The 18614-nt window shown below is 42.0% G+C and carries 23 protein-coding genes; 1 reads left to right on the top strand and 22 read right to left on the bottom strand.

The annotated features are described in order from the left end of the window. Nucleotides 1–68 precede the first annotated feature (68 nt). The 12 genes from FRZ06_03930 to FRZ06_03875 all read right to left on the bottom strand — a co-directional run bounded on the left by FRZ06_03930 (nucleotide 69) and on the right by FRZ06_03875 (nucleotide 9046). Nucleotides 69–773 carry a UMP kinase gene (locus FRZ06_03930; protein ID QOX62552.1) on the bottom strand — a complete coding sequence of 235 codons (705 nt, stop codon included), beginning with the start codon at nucleotides 771–773 and terminating at the stop codon, nucleotides 69–71. Beyond that, nucleotides 757–951 carry a hypothetical protein gene (locus FRZ06_03925; protein ID QOX62551.1) on the bottom strand — a complete coding sequence of 65 codons (195 nt, stop codon included), beginning with the start codon at nucleotides 949–951 and terminating at the stop codon, nucleotides 757–759. The genes FRZ06_03930 and FRZ06_03925 overlap by 17 nt, the downstream gene beginning before the upstream one ends. A 48-nt stretch (nucleotides 952–999) precedes the next feature. Next, entirely contained in the window at nucleotides 1000–1914 is a 915-nt protein-coding gene (locus tag FRZ06_03920; protein ID QOX62550.1) for an elongation factor Ts, read from the bottom strand. Between the two features lie 55 nt (nucleotides 1915–1969). Further along, nucleotides 1970–2716 carry a 30S ribosomal protein S2 gene (rpsB, locus tag FRZ06_03915; GenBank protein QOX62549.1) on the bottom strand — a complete coding sequence of 249 codons (747 nt, stop codon included), beginning with the start codon at nucleotides 2714–2716 and terminating at the stop codon, nucleotides 1970–1972. A gap of 267 nt (nucleotides 2717–2983) precedes the next feature. Then, nucleotides 2984–3337, bottom strand: a complete 354-nt coding sequence (locus tag FRZ06_03910) for a LytTR family transcriptional regulator (protein ID QOX62548.1) — start codon at nucleotides 3335–3337, stop codon at nucleotides 2984–2986. A gap of 198 nt (nucleotides 3338–3535) precedes the next feature. Continuing rightward, nucleotides 3536–4294, bottom strand: coding sequence for a tRNA threonylcarbamoyladenosine dehydratase (locus FRZ06_03905; protein ID QOX62547.1), 759 nt, complete (start codon nucleotides 4292–4294; stop codon nucleotides 3536–3538). 181 nt (nucleotides 4295–4475) lie between these two features. After that, a complete protein-coding gene (locus tag FRZ06_03900; GenBank protein QOX62546.1) occupies nucleotides 4476–5237 on the bottom strand; it encodes an amino acid ABC transporter ATP-binding protein in 762 nt (253 codons plus the stop codon). A gap of 9 nt (nucleotides 5238–5246) precedes the next feature. Next, a complete protein-coding gene (locus tag FRZ06_03895; GenBank protein ID QOX62545.1) occupies nucleotides 5247–5888 on the bottom strand; it encodes an amino acid ABC transporter permease in 642 nt (213 codons plus the stop codon). A gap of 165 nt (nucleotides 5889–6053) precedes the next feature. Beyond that, a complete protein-coding gene (locus FRZ06_03890) occupies nucleotides 6054–6917 on the bottom strand; it encodes an amino acid ABC transporter substrate-binding protein (GenBank protein ID QOX62544.1) in 864 nt (287 codons plus the stop codon). A 187-nt stretch (nucleotides 6918–7104) separates the two neighbouring features. Further along, nucleotides 7105–7308, bottom strand: coding sequence for a DNA-directed RNA polymerase subunit omega (locus tag FRZ06_03885; protein QOX62543.1), 204 nt, complete (start codon nucleotides 7306–7308; stop codon nucleotides 7105–7107). Continuing rightward, nucleotides 7309–7917 (bottom strand): guanylate kinase, encoded by a 609-nt coding sequence (locus tag FRZ06_03880; protein QOX62542.1) that lies wholly within the window; start codon nucleotides 7915–7917, stop codon nucleotides 7309–7311. 244 nt (nucleotides 7918–8161) lie between these two features. Continuing rightward, complete coding sequence (locus tag FRZ06_03875; protein QOX62541.1) at nucleotides 8162–9046, bottom strand: YicC family protein; 885 nt, start codon at nucleotides 9044–9046, stop codon at nucleotides 8162–8164. A 171-nt stretch (nucleotides 9047–9217) separates the two neighbouring features. Here FRZ06_03875 and FRZ06_03870 point away from each other — a divergent pair, with 171 nt between their 5' ends. Continuing rightward, nucleotides 9218–10912 carry a fibronectin/fibrinogen-binding protein gene (locus tag FRZ06_03870; GenBank protein QOX62540.1) on the top strand — a complete coding sequence of 565 codons (1695 nt, stop codon included), beginning with the start codon at nucleotides 9218–9220 and terminating at the stop codon, nucleotides 10910–10912. A gap of 92 nt (nucleotides 10913–11004) precedes the next feature. Here the strand turns inward: FRZ06_03870 and FRZ06_03865 are convergent, their stop codons facing one another. The 10 genes from FRZ06_03865 to FRZ06_03820 form a co-directional block, all read right to left on the bottom strand. Continuing rightward, nucleotides 11005–11619, bottom strand: coding sequence for a hypothetical protein (locus tag FRZ06_03865; protein QOX62539.1), 615 nt, complete (start codon nucleotides 11617–11619; stop codon nucleotides 11005–11007). A gap of 196 nt (nucleotides 11620–11815) precedes the next feature. Next, entirely contained in the window at nucleotides 11816–12679 is an 864-nt protein-coding gene (locus FRZ06_03860) for a lysophospholipase (protein ID QOX62538.1), read from the bottom strand. 444 nt (nucleotides 12680–13123) lie between these two features. Further along, nucleotides 13124–13759 carry a flavin reductase family protein gene (locus FRZ06_03855; protein QOX62537.1) on the bottom strand — a complete coding sequence of 212 codons (636 nt, stop codon included), beginning with the start codon at nucleotides 13757–13759 and terminating at the stop codon, nucleotides 13124–13126. Next, nucleotides 13752–14690 carry an RluA family pseudouridine synthase gene (locus FRZ06_03850; GenBank protein QOX62536.1) on the bottom strand — a complete coding sequence of 313 codons (939 nt, stop codon included), beginning with the start codon at nucleotides 14688–14690 and terminating at the stop codon, nucleotides 13752–13754. The genes FRZ06_03855 and FRZ06_03850 overlap by 8 nt, the downstream gene beginning before the upstream one ends. After that, nucleotides 14690–15145 (bottom strand): signal peptidase II, encoded by a 456-nt coding sequence (gene lspA, locus FRZ06_03845; protein ID QOX62535.1) that lies wholly within the window; start codon nucleotides 15143–15145, stop codon nucleotides 14690–14692. The genes FRZ06_03850 and lspA overlap by 1 nt, the downstream gene beginning before the upstream one ends. Nucleotides 15146–15163: 18 nt before the next feature. Further along, on the bottom strand, nucleotides 15164–15730 hold the full coding sequence (locus FRZ06_03840; protein ID QOX62534.1) for a DivIVA domain-containing protein: 567 nt from the start codon (nucleotides 15728–15730) through the stop codon (nucleotides 15164–15166). 52 nt (nucleotides 15731–15782) lie between these two features. Further along, nucleotides 15783–16067: a YggT family protein gene (locus FRZ06_03835; protein QOX62533.1), complete on the bottom strand. Its 285-nt coding sequence runs from the start codon at nucleotides 16065–16067 to the stop codon at nucleotides 15783–15785. A gap of 3 nt (nucleotides 16068–16070) precedes the next feature. Further along, complete coding sequence (locus FRZ06_03830; protein QOX65820.1) at nucleotides 16071–16472, bottom strand: cell division protein SepF; 402 nt, start codon at nucleotides 16470–16472, stop codon at nucleotides 16071–16073. Nucleotides 16473–16646: 174 nt separating this feature from the next. Continuing rightward, a complete protein-coding gene (locus tag FRZ06_03825; GenBank protein ID QOX62532.1) occupies nucleotides 16647–17348 on the bottom strand; it encodes a YggS family pyridoxal phosphate-dependent enzyme in 702 nt (233 codons plus the stop codon). A gap of 12 nt (nucleotides 17349–17360) precedes the next feature. After that, nucleotides 17361–18557 carry a hypothetical protein gene (locus FRZ06_03820; GenBank protein ID QOX62531.1) on the bottom strand — a complete coding sequence of 399 codons (1197 nt, stop codon included), beginning with the start codon at nucleotides 18555–18557 and terminating at the stop codon, nucleotides 17361–17363. Nucleotides 18558–18614 lie beyond the last annotated feature (57 nt).

Raw genomic sequence — 18614 nt, 5'->3', positions numbered from 1 at the left:
CCGAATTTATTTTTATTTTTTACTTAGGGACGTGTCCATTGGATAAGCCTGATCCCTGGGTGCTGTTGTTATGATATTATCGTGCCAATTTTCTCACCGTATATGGCCTTGATTACGTTATTTGGTTCAGATAGACCAAATACGTGAATCGGTATGTTATTGTCCATGCAAAGAGATGCTGCAGTGGAATCCATAACACCAAGTCCTTTTTCAAGAACCTCTTTATGGGTAAGCGCATCATATCGAACCGCATCCGGATTTGTTTCCGGATCATCGGAATAAACCGCATCAACCTTCTTTGCCAGCAGGATAATATCGGCTTCAATTTCCGCAGCCCGAAGTGCTGCAGTCGTATCTGTGGAAAAGAACGGATTTCCTGTTCCAGCTGCAAATATAACCACCACATTTTTAGAAAGGTGCGCCATAGCGCGTCTTCTGATATACGGCTCGGCAACCTCTTTCATTTCGATTGCGGTTTGAACTCTGGTGGGTATGCCATTTGCTTCAAAGGCATCCTGCAGTGCCAGAGAATTAATGACTGTGGCAAGCATACCCATATAGTCCGCAGTTGCACGATCCATACTTTTACTGGTTCTTCCACGCCAGAAGTTTCCTCCTCCGACGACGACAGCTACCTGAACTCCCAATTCAACAAGCGCCTTTACCTGTTTTGCAACCATGCTTAGCATGTCTTCATTCAGGCCGAATTTTGTTTCACCCGCCAGCGCTTCTCCGCTGATTTTTAATACAATCCGTTTATACTTTGGCTCCATTACCGTGTCCTTTCATGCTTGTTAAAATTCCGCACTGCTGCGTTGCCGGTTCTTTTGTTTTCGCACTCGTACATCTAGGTACGCTTTGCTCAAACTCAATCACCGCGCCTTGCATTGCAATATTTTTCCTGCGCATTTCTTGCAATATTTTCTCGCGCATTCTTTTATGTTTGATCATTTTAAAGGACACTAGAATTTAGTGTCCTTTTATTATACCATATTTTGATTAGTTGTTCATCTGTTTTGCTACTTCTTCGGCAAAATTTTCTTCCTTCTTTTCGATTCCTTCGCCTACTTCGTAACGAACCATTTCAACAACTTTCACCGTCTTGCCAATGGCTTTTGCTGAGTTGTCAATATACTGCTTAACGCTGAGTTCTCCGTCCTTAACGAACTTCTGCTCAACAAGGCAGGTTTCTTTTAGTTCTTTCTTCAATCTTCCGGTTACCATCTTCTCGACGATATCAGCCGGCTTTCCTTCATTCAGTGCTTGCTGTATGAGGATTTTCTTCTCGCTCTCCAGATACTCTGGGTCAACTGCGGATTCATCGATAAACTTCGGATTCATGGATGCAACCTGCATGGCCACGTCTCTTCCCATTGCATGGATTTCATCAACGGATGCTTCTGTTTCAAATCCTACTACAACGCCGATTTTTCCATTACCATGAGTATATCCTACGTAAACAACACCGGGAGCCGCGAATTTCTGAAATCTTCTGATATTCAGATTTTCGCCGATCTTAGCGATCTTTGCATTTAAAGCATCCTGAACACTGCCCTCATCGCCATATGAAAGTGTGAGGAAGGATTCAACACTATCAGAATCACCTTCCAGAACCTTGTCTGCTAATACGTTTACGAATTCAACAAACTCTTCATTCTTTGCAACGAAGTCAGTCTCTGAATTAACTTCAATGGCAGCAGCTGTCTTGCCATCTGCTGCAAAAGCAAGCTTTACCAATCCTTCAGATGCAACTCTTCCAGCTTTTTTAGCAGCCTTTGCCAGACCCTTTTCTCTCAGCAGCTCGATGGCCTTATCCATATCTCCACTTGTTTCAACAAGTACTTTTTTGCAGTCCATCATACCTGCGCCTGTTCTTTCGCGCAGTTCTTTTACTAAACTTGCGGTTACTTCCATTATCCTTCATCCTCCTAACGATTTATATAATTATCATGCTGTGATTTGATCTGAATTATTCCGCAGCTTCTTCGGAAACTTCCGCTGCAGGAGCAGCTTCTTCCGCTTCAGCAAAGCTTTCGCCCTGGTTGGATTCAATGATCGCATCAGCCATTCTTCCGGCAATCAGCTTAACTGCTCTGATTGCATCGTCGTTAGCAGGGATGATATAATCAACATCGTCCGGATCACAGTTTGTATCTACGATACCAATGATCGGAATGCCTAAAATTCTAGCTTCTTTGATAGCAATTCTTTCTTTCTTGGGATCAACTACGAAGATTGCCGCCGGCATACCCTTCATATCTTTAATTCCACCCAGGAACTTTTCAAGCTTTTCCAGTTCAGCCTTCAGCTTGATAACTTCCTTTTTTGTCAGTGCTTCAAAGGTTCCGTCAGTCTCCATGTTTCTGATGTCGTTCAGTCTTTTGATTCTGCTGGAAATTGTCTTGTAGTTGGTCAGCATTCCGCCGAGCCATCTCTCGTTTACAAAGTACATTCCGCATCTCTTTGCTTCGTCTGCAATTGCAGCCTGAGCCTGCTTTTTCGTTCCGACAAACAGAACGGGTCTGCCTGTAGATGCAACTTCCTTCATGAAAGTATACGCTTCATCAATTTTCTTTACTGTCTTCTGAAGGTCGATGATGTAGATTCCGTTTCTTTCTGTGAAGATATAAGGAGCCATTTTAGGGTTCCATCTTCTTGTCTGATGTCCGAAATGCACACCGGCTTCCAGCAACTGTTTCATTGAAATAACAGCCATAATTTTTTACCTCCTGGTTTTTTCCCTCCACCGTACCTTCCTTTTCAATGGCCTTTTTTCAGGCACCCATTTTTAAGTAGTGCGGTGTGTGAATTTGAAATAATCATTGTGAATTGTCCCTTTTGGAGACATATCCTCGAATACTATACACTATTATTATTTGAAAATCAAGGAAAACTTATCGAAATACTGTTGTTAAGACGTTATTTCATCAAAGTTTTCCTACTTTATTGTTTTTTAAGTACCGATTTTATCTTTTCGAACGGATTATTTCATATGATCGATCAGAAACTTGCTATAAAAACTGCGCGTATGTCGAAAGTTATTCTGTCCGACCCGTAAGGTTAATCCACCTTTGAAGTAAACAACACCGTCTTCCATTCTCAAGATTTTGTTGAGATTAACAACGCAGCTTTTGTGGCAGCGATAAAAGTCACCATTCAAATATTTTACCACTTCGTCCAATTTTCCATAAAACCTGTATATCCGGGGGGCCGTATAAATATACACAACCCGAAGCTGGGTCTCAATATATATAATTTCACCAACAGATACTTTTGAGACTTCCTTCCTTGTAATAACTGGAATATAGTATTCCTTGCATAGTTCATTCGCGTTCATTTCGCTCCCTCCCTCTTGCACCGGCGATGCTTTTTCTTAAGCATGATCGGCTGAAAATCATTCTCAGTTTTCTTTGTATATATAATAAGGGGGCAATTTTCTTTAAAATGTTGCAAGAAATTCTATTTTTTTATATTAAATATATATTTTCATCGGGCATCGCTTTAATTTCGATGAAAGCCGTAATTTTCTCGAATCCTATTCCACTCTGAATCTTTCTGCAGGCTTTTTGATTCCGAAAAGCAGCTTGTCTCCGGGCACAGTGAAGATCAAATCCTTTACCGCTTCTGCAGCGACCAGGATTCCCGCAGCCGAAGGAACGAAGGAGATACTGGAGGACACTCCAGGCTCATCCTCATTAATTTCCTCCCTGTGTGGTTCTTCTATGGAAAAGAGCACCTTTTGCTGTTTAATTCCAAGCCCGGCAAGTTCCTTTCTTATGTTTTTCGCCATGGTACATACGGAAGCTTTTCGAATATCACCGATCCTTAGCTTGACAGGATCAAAGCGATTTCCGGTATTCATAACCGAGATCAGAGAAGTCCGTGCTTTTACCGCAGCTTGGATCAGAAGTATTTTTTCCGGCAGTTCGTCTATCGCATCAATAATATAATCATAGTCTTCAAGTGGAAAACCTGCGAGACTGGACGCATCCAGCCGCTGATCGAGTTTTGTCACAGTGACATCTGGATTGATATCCCAGAGCCGTTCTTCCATAACATCGATCTTTTTTCTTCCAATCGTACTACGAAGTGCAGCAACCATCCGATTCAGATCAGAAGGCTCCACGATATCATCGTCAACCATGGTTATATTGCGAATTCCGGCACGAATCAACGCCTCTGCAGCATAGCTGCCTACACCGCCCATACCAAATACGATTACTTTTTTCGATTGTATCTTTCTCAGCATATCTGCCCCAAGGAGCATTTGTGTTCTTTCATAAATGTTTTTCATCTTGCACCTCACTTCACTCACAAATTATTATACCAGATATTTCTGCTGTTTATCATTAAAAAATCCCATGTCTGATACAAGCGGTCAGCCAATATCAACCCACGGGATTCTTTTTAATTCCTAAATAGAATCTATTTTTCAATTTCAACAGAGCACCTTATTTTAGACCATAAATTCTCAATTAAAGCACTTTATTTAAGAACGTCTTGATTCTAGGATGATCCGGATTTACAAAGATTGCATCAGGAGATCCATCCACAACCACTTGTCCGTCATCCATAAAGATGATACGATCCGATATTTCCCGCGCAAAATTCATTTCATGGGTTACGATGATCATGGTCATCTTTTCATCCGCTAGTTTTTTTATAACCTGAAGAACCTCTCCGATCAGCTCAGGATCCAGCGCCGAAGTCGGTTCGTCAAAGAGCATGATTTCCGGCTCCATCGCCAGCGCCCTTGCAATAGCAACCCGCTGCTTTTGTCCTCCTGAAAGTTGATTTGGATAAGCATCCTTTTTTTCCAGCAGCCCTACTTTATCAAGCAGCTCTTCTGCTTTCCTGACAGCCTCCGCTTTGGCCTTCCCTTTCACCATAATAGGAGCTTCTATAATATTTTCCAAGACCGACATATGGGGAAAAAGATTGAAATTCTGAAAGACCATTCCCAAATTGCTGCAGATGGCAAGCACTTCGCGATTGTTCTTATATACCGCCTTGCCGGATGCATCCGCCTTGGCGATAAACTGTCCTTCAAAACTTATGCTTCCTTTATCTGCAACCTCCAGATGATTTAAACATCTGAGCAGAGTACTTTTTCCCGAACCGGAAGGGCCAATTACCGACACAATTTCCCCTTTGCTTACCTCCAGATTGATCCCTTTCAACACATGCAGGGAATGAAAGTATTTATGCAAATTTTCCACTTTAATAATTGCTTCCATACTTTCCTCCTAATTGTAATAAGCAAAGCGCTTTTCAATATATTTAAAGATATTGATAATGACAAAGGTCATGATCAGATACAATATGGCCGCGATAAAATATCCTTCCACACTGGCAGTTCTCGAGACCACCGATTTCGCATTTCTCAGAATATCGGCAAGAGCAATGGCAGATACAAGCGCAGTGTCTTTGATCAAGGTAACCGCTTCATTTCCTGTAGGCGGCAAAATCACCTTAACTGCCTGGGGGATGACAATCCGTTTCATTGTCTGACGATAGCTCATACCCAGTGCCTTAGCAGCTTCGTATTGTCCTTTGTCGATGGACTGAATCCCTGCACGGAAGATTTCTGTAAAGTAGGCTGCATAGTTCAGAACAAATGTTATGTATGCCGCCATCTCCTTGCTCAGCTCAATTCCGGTAAGAATCTGAAGTCCATAATAAGAAAAAAACAGCTGCAGCAACAGCGGGGTTCCTCTGAAAATCCAAGTGTACAATTCCAGCAGCCATTGCAACGGTTTCAACGGAGTAAGTTTCCCAATTGCGCACAGCATCCCAAGTGGAATGGAAAAAAGCAATGTGACTGCGTAAATTTTGACAGAGATTTTCGCTCCCTCCAAAATAAACAGGCTGATATTCCATAAATCCAATGATTGAACCACCTTTCCAATCTTACATTCAGCTATAATAACGATTTATTATTTCAGTTTTAAAGTTCCAAAGTGCGCCCAAAGGGAATCAGCGTTTCTCCAAGAAAGAACAAAGCCCCTGCCGAAGCAGAAGCTCTATTCCTTTATTTAATCTAAGGAGCACGCTTATTTAAAGTCGTCAGCGCTAAGCTGATCAACGTCGCGGATAACAATGTTCTCGCCAAACCATTTTGTTGATAACTCTTCTATGCTTCCGTCTTCATATAATTCGTCTAGAGCTTTATCGATTGCTTCTCTAAGAGCAACCGCTCCCTTTGCACAACCTATTCCATAATACTCGTCTGCAAGACTTTCGTCAAGTATTCTATATTTCCCAGGATCTTGTGACATGGTATAACCAATCAATATTTTATCAATAGCGAGTGCATCCAGTCTGGAAGATCCAAGATCCAGAAGCGCTGACATATAATCATCATATTCAGGAATTTCAGCAACAGAAGCTGACAATTCAGCATCAGCATTCAGTGCATCCAGGCCAGCACTTTCAACCTGAGCACCTACAACCTTACCTTCAAGATCAGACTTTTTCTGATAAGGGGAGTCCTGTGCAACAACAAGAACCTGTTCGTTGTTCAGATAGGGCTTTGTAAATTCGACCTGCTTAATTCTATCAGCAGTGATTGTATAACCATTCCAAATTACATCAATCTTGCCGCTGTTCAGTTCCATTTCCTTTGCAGACCAGTCGATCGGCTGTGGTGTTGCTTTTACACCAAGTTTTTCAGCAACTAATTTTGCAAGTTCAACATCAAATCCAGTGATTTCACCGTCTTCACCGACAAAACCCATGGGCGGAAACTGATCATCGATTCCGACTACAAATTCGCCTTTTGCCTGAAGGTCTGTTAACGATGTATCTGTATCCGCACCGGCAGCAGGTTCTTCCGTAGAGGCTCCGCCTCCGCAGCCAACTGCAAAGATGCTCATGATAAGTACCAGTACAAGTAATATACTAACTTTTTTAAACATTTTTCTCTCCTCCTCGTTCGTATCGAACAGCTTATGTTGCTATTATACTTTACCGTGCTAAATTTGTAAAGTACTAAAATAAAAAAAGTGACTTTGCCACTTCCGCTGGAGAACCCTATCGTTTCCTAATAGAAAAAAAAGAGCAGTTATCCTGCTCTTCCTCTATTCATAAAGCCCTGCAAACTTACTATTGCGCGTTGCTTTCCCTTCGATAGGTAATTAAGTCTTCTGAGATTTCGTTCGCTGCAATGGAAACCGGCTTTTCGATATCAACCTCTGTAAGCTTCGGTTTTCCGTCGATGATGTCTCTGGCTCTTTTCGCCGCCAGGATTACCAAGGTATATCTGCTGTCAGCCTTCTCCCTAATCAGGTTGATGGATGGATATAACATTTAAATCTCCTCCTTATATTTTTCTATTAAATCATAAATATCTTCCGAGACTCTGGAATGCTCTGCTTTGACGATTGCTGCTACTCGATTTACCGCTTCGTTGATGTCACCGTTTACAACACAATAGTCATACTTATCAATATAGGATACTTCTTTCAAAGTTTCTCCGAGACGAAGATTAATATCATCCTCAGATTCGGACCCTCGGCCGGTGATTCGTTTGCGCAATTCCGACATCGATGGCGGCAGGATAAAGATAAACACGCCTTTCGGATAGGATTCCCTAATTTTCAGCGCTCCCTGAATATCTATTTCAAGGACCACATCCTTGCCTTCTTCCAGCTTCTTTAGCACGATCTCCTTTGGAGTACCGTAGTAATTGCCGTAAACTTTAGCGTATTCCAGAAATCCTTCTACTTGAATCGTTTCAACGAACGCTTCCTCTGAAACGAAGTAATAGTTCTTGGTATCGACCTCACCAGGTCTTGGTTTTCTAGTGGTCATGGATACAGAGAGTTCAATATCCATTTTGTCTATTAGTTTTTTACATATCGTACCCTTCCCCGCTCCCGACGGACCAGAAACGACGAACAGTAAGCCTTTTCTCATAATCATTCCTCACAAACTTTTATCTATCCTGCAATTTTATAGAATAGAATAGCTCCCACCGTCAAAATGCAGTATTTCTGCAAGGAAGGAACTATTGAATCATAAACAATAAAGCGATAAAACTGCTAAGTGTAAAGATTATGATACAATAAAATGTCGATTATTACAATACAAAATTTCTGTTTCATCAATAAAATCGCAGCCAAATACGCTGAAGTGATGAATTGATTTTATTGGCACCTGTTTACTCTATATTCTGAACTTGCTCTCTGATCTTTTCGATCTCACTCTTGATCTCCAGCACCTTACTTGTAATTTCGATATCATTCGCCTTGGAACCAATGGTATTGGCTTCGCGGTTCATCTCCTGCACCAGAAAATCCAATTTTTTGCCGTCGGGCTGATTGCTCTTTGAAATAATGCTGTTGAGCTGCAGGATATGGCTGTCAAGTCTTACAAGCTCTTCCGTAATGCTGCATTTATCAGCAAATATTGCCGCTTCTACAAGGATACGATCTTCAGGAACTGTAACATTATTTCCTAACAGTTCTTTAATTCTTTCCTTCAGCTTATCCGAATAGCATCTTGTTACTTCAGGCGATCTGGTTTCAATTTCTTTAACATAGCTTCGGATGTAATCTCCCCTCTTAATAATATCTTCTGCAAGCTTTGCCCCTTCAAGAGTTCTCATAGCATCCAGCTTCTTTGCAGCTTCCAATACCGGAATTTCCAAGCTTTTGAAAATCGCTTCTTCATCTTCAACGTCCGGAATTGCCTTCATAACATCCGGGAGTGTTGACAGAAACTGCAGCGTAATGTCACCGCATAAGTCAAAGCTCTTTTGCAATTCTCTCAAGTTGTCATAATACTGCTTGGCAACCATTGTATTTAATCTGACGTTGGTATCATCCTCGGTGATATTCTCCACCATGATGGATACATCTATTTTTCCTCGTCTTGCAATGTCTTTTACAGCACTTTTCAGCTTGTCCTCTGCAAAGGAATAACGTCTCGGCATCTTAAAGCTGATATCACTGTACCGATGATTCACTGACTTGATTTCTACAATTATGTTCCGTTTTCCGTCCGTATATTCGCTTCTGCCGAAGCCGGTCATGCTCTTGATCATACAAGTTTCTCCTTGCTTTGCTTGTTAAAATTGGTGTTTTTATGATATATTAAATAAAGAAAGAGGAAATGGTGATTGGATCACTTTTTTTTCTTTATTCGGTAAACCCTAAGGAAGCACGGTTAATCCGCGTTTCCCCAGTTATTATACAACATTAAAGGAGACGATACAATGAGTTTTGACGGCATGGTCACCGGTGCTGTGGTCAGCCAGCTTCAAGGCTGTCTGACAGGAGGAAAGATCGAGAAGATCTATCAGCCCGAAGCGGATGAAATCATATTAAACATCCATTCCGGTAAGGAAAATCAAAAATTATATATCTCGTCGAACAGCAGCCACGCAAGGCTTCATCTGATATCCGAAACTTCTGCAAATCCGTTGAACCCTATGGGTTTTTGCATGCTGCTGCGAAAGCATATTCAGGGCGGCAGGATTACAGCTGTTCATCAAAGGGATTCAGAACGAATCGTGGAGTTCTTCATCGATACCATCAATGAGCTCGGCTTTTCCGTGAACAAAAAACTGATTGTTGAAATCATGGGCAAGCACAGCAATATTATTCTCATAGATATCGCTTCGAACAAGATCATTGACAGCATCAAAAGAGTCTCTATCGATGTGAACCGATACCGTCAGCTTTTACCGGGACAGCAGTACATCTATCCCCCTGCACAGGGAAAGATCCCTTATTATGGGATTACCGAAGCGCAGATTGATACTATCTTGGAACATGCGGCAGGGAATGAAGCAAAGGCGCTGATGTCGGGAATTCAAGGCGTTAGTCCCCTGATTGCAGATGAAATCATCTTTGAAGCAGGAATGACAGGAGCGTCCATATTCCAAATTTTATCTCATATGACAGCACAGATTGGCAGCGGCAAGCCTGAGCCGAAGGTGTATCTAACAGAAAGCGGAACGCCTTTTGATTTCCATCTATTTTCTCTTCTGTCTATCTCTGATTATTATCAGGAAATCGCCTTTCAAAACATCAGTGAGGCAATTTCGTATTTCTACACAAACAAAAGTTCTTCGAATAGAATCAGGCAAAAAGCTTCCGACCTGGATCGTGCGGTGAGCAGCAGCCTTGATAAGCTCTATCTAAAAAAGCAAAGACTATCCGAGGATCTGCTGAAAGCAGAAAACTCCGACGGGCTTCGGCTGTATGGAGAACTTCTGACTGCCAGCCTTCACCTCGTCAAACAAGGCGCTTCTAAAGCTGAGGTACCGAACTATTATGACAACACCACCGTCTCTATTGATCTGGATCCCAGATTTTCTCCAATCCAGAATGCACAGAGATATTATAAAAAGTACGCTAAGGCAAAGACGGCAATTACGGAAAAAAAGATACAGCTGGAAGAGACCAACGGAGACATTGCTTATCTTGAATCCGTATCATCTTATATCGAAAAGGCTTCTACAGTGGAAGAAATCGAAGAGCTTCGTCAGGAACTGGTGGAAGGCGGTTATCTAAAAAGAAGGAAAAATAACTTCAAACCGGGAAAGAGTAAGCCTGCTCCTCACCAGTATTCCACCAGCGACGGTTTTCGCATTCTCGTCGGAAGAAACAACAAGGAGAATGACAGCCTTACCTTTAAGACAGCTTCGCCCAAAGATGTCTGGTTCCACACAAAGGACATCCCCGGTTCTCATGTAATCCTGTTCTCTGAAGGAAAGGGTTTGACGGAAACAGCAATTTTCGAAGCTGCAGCTATTGCAGCATACCATAGTAAAGGGAGAGATTCCGAAAATGTTCCGGTAGATTATACGCAGGTCCGCCATGTAAAAAAGCCAAACGGAGCAAAACCAGGGATGGTGATCTTCACAGATAACAGAACAGTTTATGTAAATCCAAGGCTGCCGTAGTTCCGGCAGCCTCTTTTTTTACTGTTTCCAATTAGAACTTCGTTCCATTAAAAAATAGATTTCATATGAAATAGAAAGAAATCGTTCTAGGTTCAGCCTGCATTTTTAATACTGATACCCGGCAGCAGCATTGAGCAGAACTTCCTCCAGGCTGCTTCAATTTTTTCGTCGGTATCGTAAATCAAACCTCCACAGCGCTGGATAATATCCTCAAGATCCTTTGTGAAGGCACCATAAGGGCGGTTTTTGAAGTCTCCACTGGCATGATCCCCTGACTCATTGGCGATCCTGATTCGATCCGTCAAGGAATTCCCTTCCTTATCTTTATCGATTCTGACGACCAAAGCAGGCTTGTTATTGATATATGTGTGTTCCACTGATAAGCTAAAACGATGAGCAGCGTTTTTAATCCATGTGATGGCATCCAGATCATTATCCTGAATCAAAAAACTAATATATCCACCCCCTGGCTTTATTTCACAGTTAGGGTGATCTTTTTTTAGCCCAGAACAGGAATAAACAGACTTAAACCCAGCTTTGTTAATACCATCTACAAGGTTTGCAATCGAATAGTCGATTTCACCGGCAGTACTTGTTTTCTTGACAATTGTTCCTTTTTTACTCAATTGACCATCTACAGGAATCTTTATTTGTTTTTGATCGGACTTGATTTTACAGATCGGGCTGTTCTCTTTGTTCATAAACATATAAATCTCCTTTCATGATGAATTAATAATCAGGGCGTCTGAAAGGGGTCTGCGGAACACTCCTGTTTTTAGAAAGTGTTCAAGATGGGTTTCACGGATTTGAATAAATTTTATATTCCCGTTTCTATATATATTATTCACTGATCGATTTATAATTTCAAGTCATACAATAAAATCACAAAAAATACCATGGAAACTATTCCATGGTATGAATCGAAATTTTTATAATCCATTGAGCAATGGTTTCTATTACTTCAGCACCGTCTGATTCAGCGCCTCCGCTATGTATTTCATGGTATAAATCCGGCCATTCAATATAGGTGCAGCGCTCTGCCTCCAATCGTGCCAGTCGCCTGCTTCCCTCAGGATCGCAGATTTGATCTGCATCGCCCTGCATTAGAAGAAATGGTTTCAAAGCAGCACCATCATCTCCCCCAACCCGTTCCCGAAGCAGTCTGTCTGCTGTGTCAAATCCATCTAGGGCAGTTCTGACCGTAATCTTACCGTGAATGAGATGCTTATTCTCCTGCTTTGCGATAATACCGGAATTACCCAACTCTTCGGATTTTATTTTAGAATTCATCGTAAAATCCGGCTTGAACACCGCCATGAGCTTAGAAAACTGATAGAGGTAAAATGGGATCTTTCGCATCAAAATCAGCCAGGGGGAAGTAATCACATAGCCCTCTAGCAAAGAACGGTATTTCCCCCTGTTCCGGTAATCCAATGCAAGGTTTCCTCCCATGCTATGGCCATAAAGAACAATGGGTACATCTGGATGGATCTTTCTCGTATATTCGATCAATAAGTCAATATCGCGAAGAATTTCCGCTCTTGGCGCTGTATGTCCCCTCTTACCTGCCGACAGCCCGTGTCCCCTCAGATCCACAGCAATGAGACCGATTTCGGATTCCTGAAGGGCTTCTCCAATTCGGTCATACCTTCCGGCATGTTCGCCGATTCCATGAATCAGGCAGGCAATCGCTTTGGGTTGATCCACGTTCCAAGCATACCCCATAAGCTGAATTTTACCGTTATGCAATAGAAATGTACTGTACATTGAAACAACCTCCCAATTTTGGACAATATATTACATAATATGATAAATTATTACATTTCGTGCACTACTTATTACATTAAATTAGTATGCTATTGCTTTCTTTTTGGCCCCGCCATAAAATGAAATTGCTCCTATAAGAACGCGGCAGGTTCCCTCTCAAAGCTGAGACGAATTCTCCTTTTAAATCAGGAAGAAAGTAGGTTAGTATGAAGATTAAAAACAGCAAAACAAAAAGATATCAATTTACCAGGATAGGAGAATTACGCTGCGGATTATGCGGCGGGCTGGAAGATATCACCGGTTTCAAAAACGGATATGTCTGCACCAGTTGTCTACAATACGTTAGAACTCTTTAATACGATATTCCCTCTCTCTCAAATCCAAATCGTTTACTCGTTTTTCTCAGAAGGGGAACCTGCCGCTAAAAGGCTGATCTCGACGGTATCAGCCTTTTTTATTTGACCATTTTTTTTGCTTGTTTATTCGCTCTTCTGCCGCGATCCTTTTTTTCGTCTTTGGTTTCATAATGGAATAGCCAAATTTTCCAAGAGGATGCTTTTGAAGTCCGAAATATTCACCATGGCTGTAGCAGAGCAAGCCAGCACGCTCCAGCTCTAGTTTTCCGTTCTCATGGAACAAGCTCTCGTCCGCATGAACTGCTAAAATATCCGCGACAAACATATCGTGGGACGGATATTGATGCACTTCTCTCACCCTGCATTCCAGATTGACAGGCGCTTCCTCTATCATTGGGCATTTTACATGCTGTCCCGGAACAGGGGTAAGCTTCTGCTCTTGAAATTTATTGACATCGCGTCCGGATTTCACGCCGCAGTAGTCGGTCTGAAAAGCCAGTTTCTCGGTGGTCAGATTGATAACGAATTCTCCTGAGCCTTCAATCATTGCATGGGAATGTCTCGATTTTCTTACAGAGATATAGGTCATTGGCGGCTCCGAATTTACGATTCCGGTCCAAGCGATGGTTATAATATTAGATTCTGCTTCCATATCTCCGCAGGTTACCATGACAACAGGAACAGGATTTACCATAGTTCCGGGTTTGAAGGTAACTTTACTCATAGGATGTCCCTCCTAGCTTGCTTAAAATACGTTTGAATTCATCAGGCAGCTGACTATCAAACTCCATATACACTCCGGTTCTGGGATGACGAAATCCCAGTAGTTTTGCATGGAGCATTTGGGATTCAACACCCATAACATGCTTTTTGGGCCCGTAAACTGCATCCCCCAGCAGTGGATGATTGATATATGCCATATGCACTCTGATCTGATGGGTTCTTCCTGTCTCCAGTCTCGCTTCCAGATGGGTGAAGGATCCAAATCGCTCCAGTACCTTGAAATGAGTAACCGCTTCCTTGCCGTTCATGCGGTTCACCGCCATTCGCAGCCGATTGTTTGGATCTCTTCCGATAGGTGCATCCACAGTCCCCTCATCCTCCTGAAAATTATGGTATACCACTGCTCGATATGCCCTTGTAATGGAGTGTGCTGCCAATTGCTCAGCTAAGCTTCTATGAGCGACGTCATTCTTTGCGACCATGAGAAGTCCGCTCGTATCTTTATCGATGCGATGAACAATCCCCGGACGAATGACTCCGTTGATTGAAGACAGACTTTTGCAGTGATACAAAATTGCATTCACCAGCGTTCCATTGTAATTCCCCGCTGCAGGATGAACGACTATACCCTTTGGCTTGTTGATCACAAGAACATCCTCGTCTTCATAAACAATATTGATGGGAATATCTTCGGCCGCTACATCCAGAAGAACCGGTTCCGGCACTGACACGGTAACCAGATCACCGGTATTTACCTTGTATTTTTTCAAATTATTCACCGCCCCGTTGACGGTGACTTTTCCCTGCTCAATGAGTTTTTGCAGGTGACTTCTTGATGTTTCCTCAATAAGAAGCGAAAGGACCAAATCAAGCCTGGTCCCTTTAAAATCCTCTTCTATAATAAATTGAAATAAGCTGCTTTCTTGTTCCATTAAATCTTACTCCTGCTTCGTTTTGGTTCAATAATGAGAACATACAAAACCATCAGCCCGCAGCCCACACAGACGGAAATATCCGCAATATTAAAGATCGGCCAGAATCTCAGGTCCAAAAAGTCTACAACATATCCATTCGCCGCTCTGTCAATGAGATTTCCAAGGCCCCCCGCAACGATCATTGCCAGACTCAGAAGCAGCATCGGATGTTCTGTTTTTCTCTTTTTGACTAAATAAACCAATATTCCGCTGATTACGATCACTTGTACCGCGATGAGAAATACTGTCTTATTCTGCAGGATACTGAATGCCGCTCCATAATTGTGAATGTATGTGATATGGAAGATACCGTCAATCAGTGGAATTGACTGATTCAATTCCATTGCAGCCCGGATTAGATATTTGATCCCTTGGTCAGCAATTAGAATGAATGCGATTATGATAAAGTACATTTATTATGAGGGGAATCGTTAAACCCCTTCTCCCTTTCTCAAATTTGTAATGGTCTCTTTGCCAAAGGAGCGCTTTTCTATCGATACCGGCCGCTCTTCTGTATAAGGTTTTAGTTCCTCTATTACTTTATCAGCAAAAAGCTCGGCACTAAGATTATCAAACTTCTCCAGCTCCGACTCTAATAGGCTCCGGTATCTCGTTCTGAATATATTTAGGCGATTTCTTGTAGAAATCATCTCCTCATTCAATCGCTCCACGGACTCTTTTGCTTCTCGTTGAATGAGTTCTGCATCCAGTTCGGCATTTTTCAGCAGTATTTCGGCTCGTTTTTCAGCGCTTGCAGAGATATCACCCATCAGTGCTTTTGCCGCTTCAAGGGTTTCCAGAACTGCGCCCTCCGAATTGCGGTAACGTTCCACTTCCGCATTCAGGCTTTTGGCTTGATCCTTCAGTCTGCGATTTTCTTCCAGCAGCTTCTCCAGATCAAGGGTAAGCAGATCGAGAAAACTGTCCACGTCCTCTTCTTTGTAGCCACGGACAGCCTTCGCAAACTCTTTGTTTTGGATATCTAAAGGAGTAATCATTTATTTACCTCTCTGTACCCTCCAATGACAAGGATGTGGAGGGTAATCCAGTTTAAAATATCATAATTAGGAGACGGATTACCAGATTGTTGATTGCGGTCAGCCCAATAATCGCCAGAATCGGTGAAAAGTCAATCATGGTATTCAGTCCGAATCTTCCAAGCAAATTTCTGCACGGAGCCAGCATGGGCTCTGTGATCTGCATGATAGCAGCGTAAATTCGGTATAGATTCCCATATGGAGCTCTTACAAACCAGCTGAGAATCGCTCTTCCAATAATCAGATACACAAGGATCTGAAAGAAAGTGTTAATGGCGTTAATCAAAACATAAATCATACATTATCTCCAAACATTCTTGGGGGAACCGCTGAAATCGATGCCTTTGTGATCGATATTTGCGGTCACATCCACATTCTCGGGTGCAAAAATAAATATATTGTTGGCAACCTTTTGAACATTTCCGTTCAAGGCATATGTAGCTCCGCTCAGGAAGTCGAATATCTTTCTTGCACTATCGGTCTCAACCTTTTCCAAATTGATGATCACAGGTTTCTTGGCCTTCAAATTATCCACCAGTTTCGGGCATTCATCAAAGCTCTTCGGTTCGATGACAACCATTTTAAACTGAGCCGTGCCTTGAGGCGTGCTTTTATTCTGCATCGGCAGGACTCTTGTATCCTTGATTTCCTTAGCCTCTTTCAGATCACTTCTTGCGGACATATATGAGCCTCTGGGATCCATCGGCTTTCTCTCAAGGGGCGCTGATGAGGTATGAACCTCTTCCTGTTGATCCTCCTCCTCGATTTCTTCGATACCGATCAATGTCTTGAGTTTATAAAAAAAACCATCTCCCATTTTTTTACCTCCTGTTGGTATTTATCATTGGCACTGTTCATTACATACATTCCATATCATTTATATTTGTTTATTATAATTTCGTTCCCCGAAGATTGCCGTTCCCACACGGATCATATTGGATCCCTCATGGATTGCTGCTTCAAAATCATGGGACATTCCCATAGAGAGATATTGGAAATCGATACCTGCATGCGAATGCTTCGCATATTTATCAAAGAGCTCTTTAACCTCCCTGAAGTAAATCCTAACATCCTCAGGATTATCCTCAAACGGCGCAATACACATCAAGCCTCTGATCCTGATATGAGGACAGTTTTCAAGGATTGATTCGATCAGTTCTCCCGTTTCCGCAGAGGTAATTCCAAATTTGCTTTCCTCCTGCGCAGAATTTACCTGAACCAGAATATCCATTATAATCTGCCTCTGCTCTGCACGTTTGTTGATTTCCTCAGCCAAGCGGAAGGAATCGACAGAGTGTATCAAGGATACCTTATCGATAATATATTTTACCTTATTTGTTTGTAAATGTCCAATCATATGCCAGCGAACAGGCTTAACAGAATCATATTTATCCAGAATCTCCTGAACCTTATTTTCTCCGATATCTGTGATCCCTGCTTCAATGGCTTCGTTGATCTCCTCTGAAGATCTTGTTTTTGTTACCGCAATCAGAAGAACCTCTCCTGGCTTTTTTCCGGCCTTGATTGACGTATCTTCTTTGATCTTGTTTATTTCTTCGATATTTTCCCTGATTCCCATGATTAACCCACCTTATTTTGGATTTTTTAATATCTCATCATAGATATTCACCGTGTCCACCTTTGTGGCTCCATTATCGGTGTAAAAATAGGAGACCTCTGCAAGAGACCATTCTCCATCACTGGTAATGATCTTTACCGGCTTAAAAACATATTGGCCGCTTTTATCCTTAACATAGACACCCGGTCTACCATCTTTCGTAGTAATACTCTCATTTTTTATGGTCAAACCCTTATAATCTGAGGTAATAACATCTGCTTCAATCTTTCTGATCTGTGCAAACTCTTCATAATATCGATTAAATTCAAGTATAACCAAAAATTCATCACCTGCATCGACAATGTCATAAATTTTGCCTTCTACCGGTCCAAGCGGCAGGTTGATGGTTGCGGTTTTTCCTTTTTCATACTTCATAATATTTTCCGGAGCTACCCAGAATACCGCATACCAGAACTTATTATCCACAACCTTGTATAACGGTTCTTTTGGCTGGGTAATCTCCCTTGCCAGGTTCTGAACCTCAATATTCAAGCTTTCAACCTTGTCCCGACTCAGCAGCGCCATGTTTTCCGGTGTGAATTCGGATTCATAACCATCTACATAATAACTGATTACACCGCTGGTTCTGCTGATATAATCCTGTGGAATAACGCCCATGGTACTGTTAATGGTCTGATTGTGCTGCACGATTTCTTCTTTTGCTGCCGAATCCGTTGCCTGTATGTAATCACGTTTCTGATTCAGCCGCTCTATCTGCTGGCCAAACCGTTCTGCCTGCTCGATCTCTCCCTCACTCAGTGCTTCACTTTGCCTTGTTTCCAACTTTGCGATCTGTACCTTGATCTGCTTTAGATCGTCACTGAAAATACTTTCGCCGCCGTTGAATCTGGAAATACGATCAGTGATCTTCCCATATTGGCTCTCTTCCTCACCCTGTACTCCTGATGTAATATCAAGGATTTTTACACCCTTTCGCACCATTTCCCCTTCTTTGACATTGTAATGGATGCTGCCGGCCTTATTGGCAAAAAAAACGGTTTCATTCCGCACCAGATATGCGGTAACATGATCTGTTACCTGAATACTTCCATACTGAATAATCTCCGTTTTTTTGAGCGCACCGGTTACATTCGGAAATACGTAAATGATTACAAAAAGGATGACTAAGGTGGAAAAAAACAGTATCATCAGTCTGTTCTTTGTTTTCATAGCTTGTCCTAACCTCCGCCAAATCCTTACTTTTATGATTGCTGGCAAAATCTATGG

This window comes from Clostridiales bacterium (genome assembly GCA_015243575.1).
Taxonomy (GTDB): domain Bacteria; phylum Bacillota; class Clostridia; order Peptostreptococcales; family Anaerovoracaceae; genus Anoxybacterium; species Anoxybacterium hadale.
Note: the sequence above shows the minus strand (reverse complement) of the source record. Positions and strands in the feature narration are given on the sequence as shown.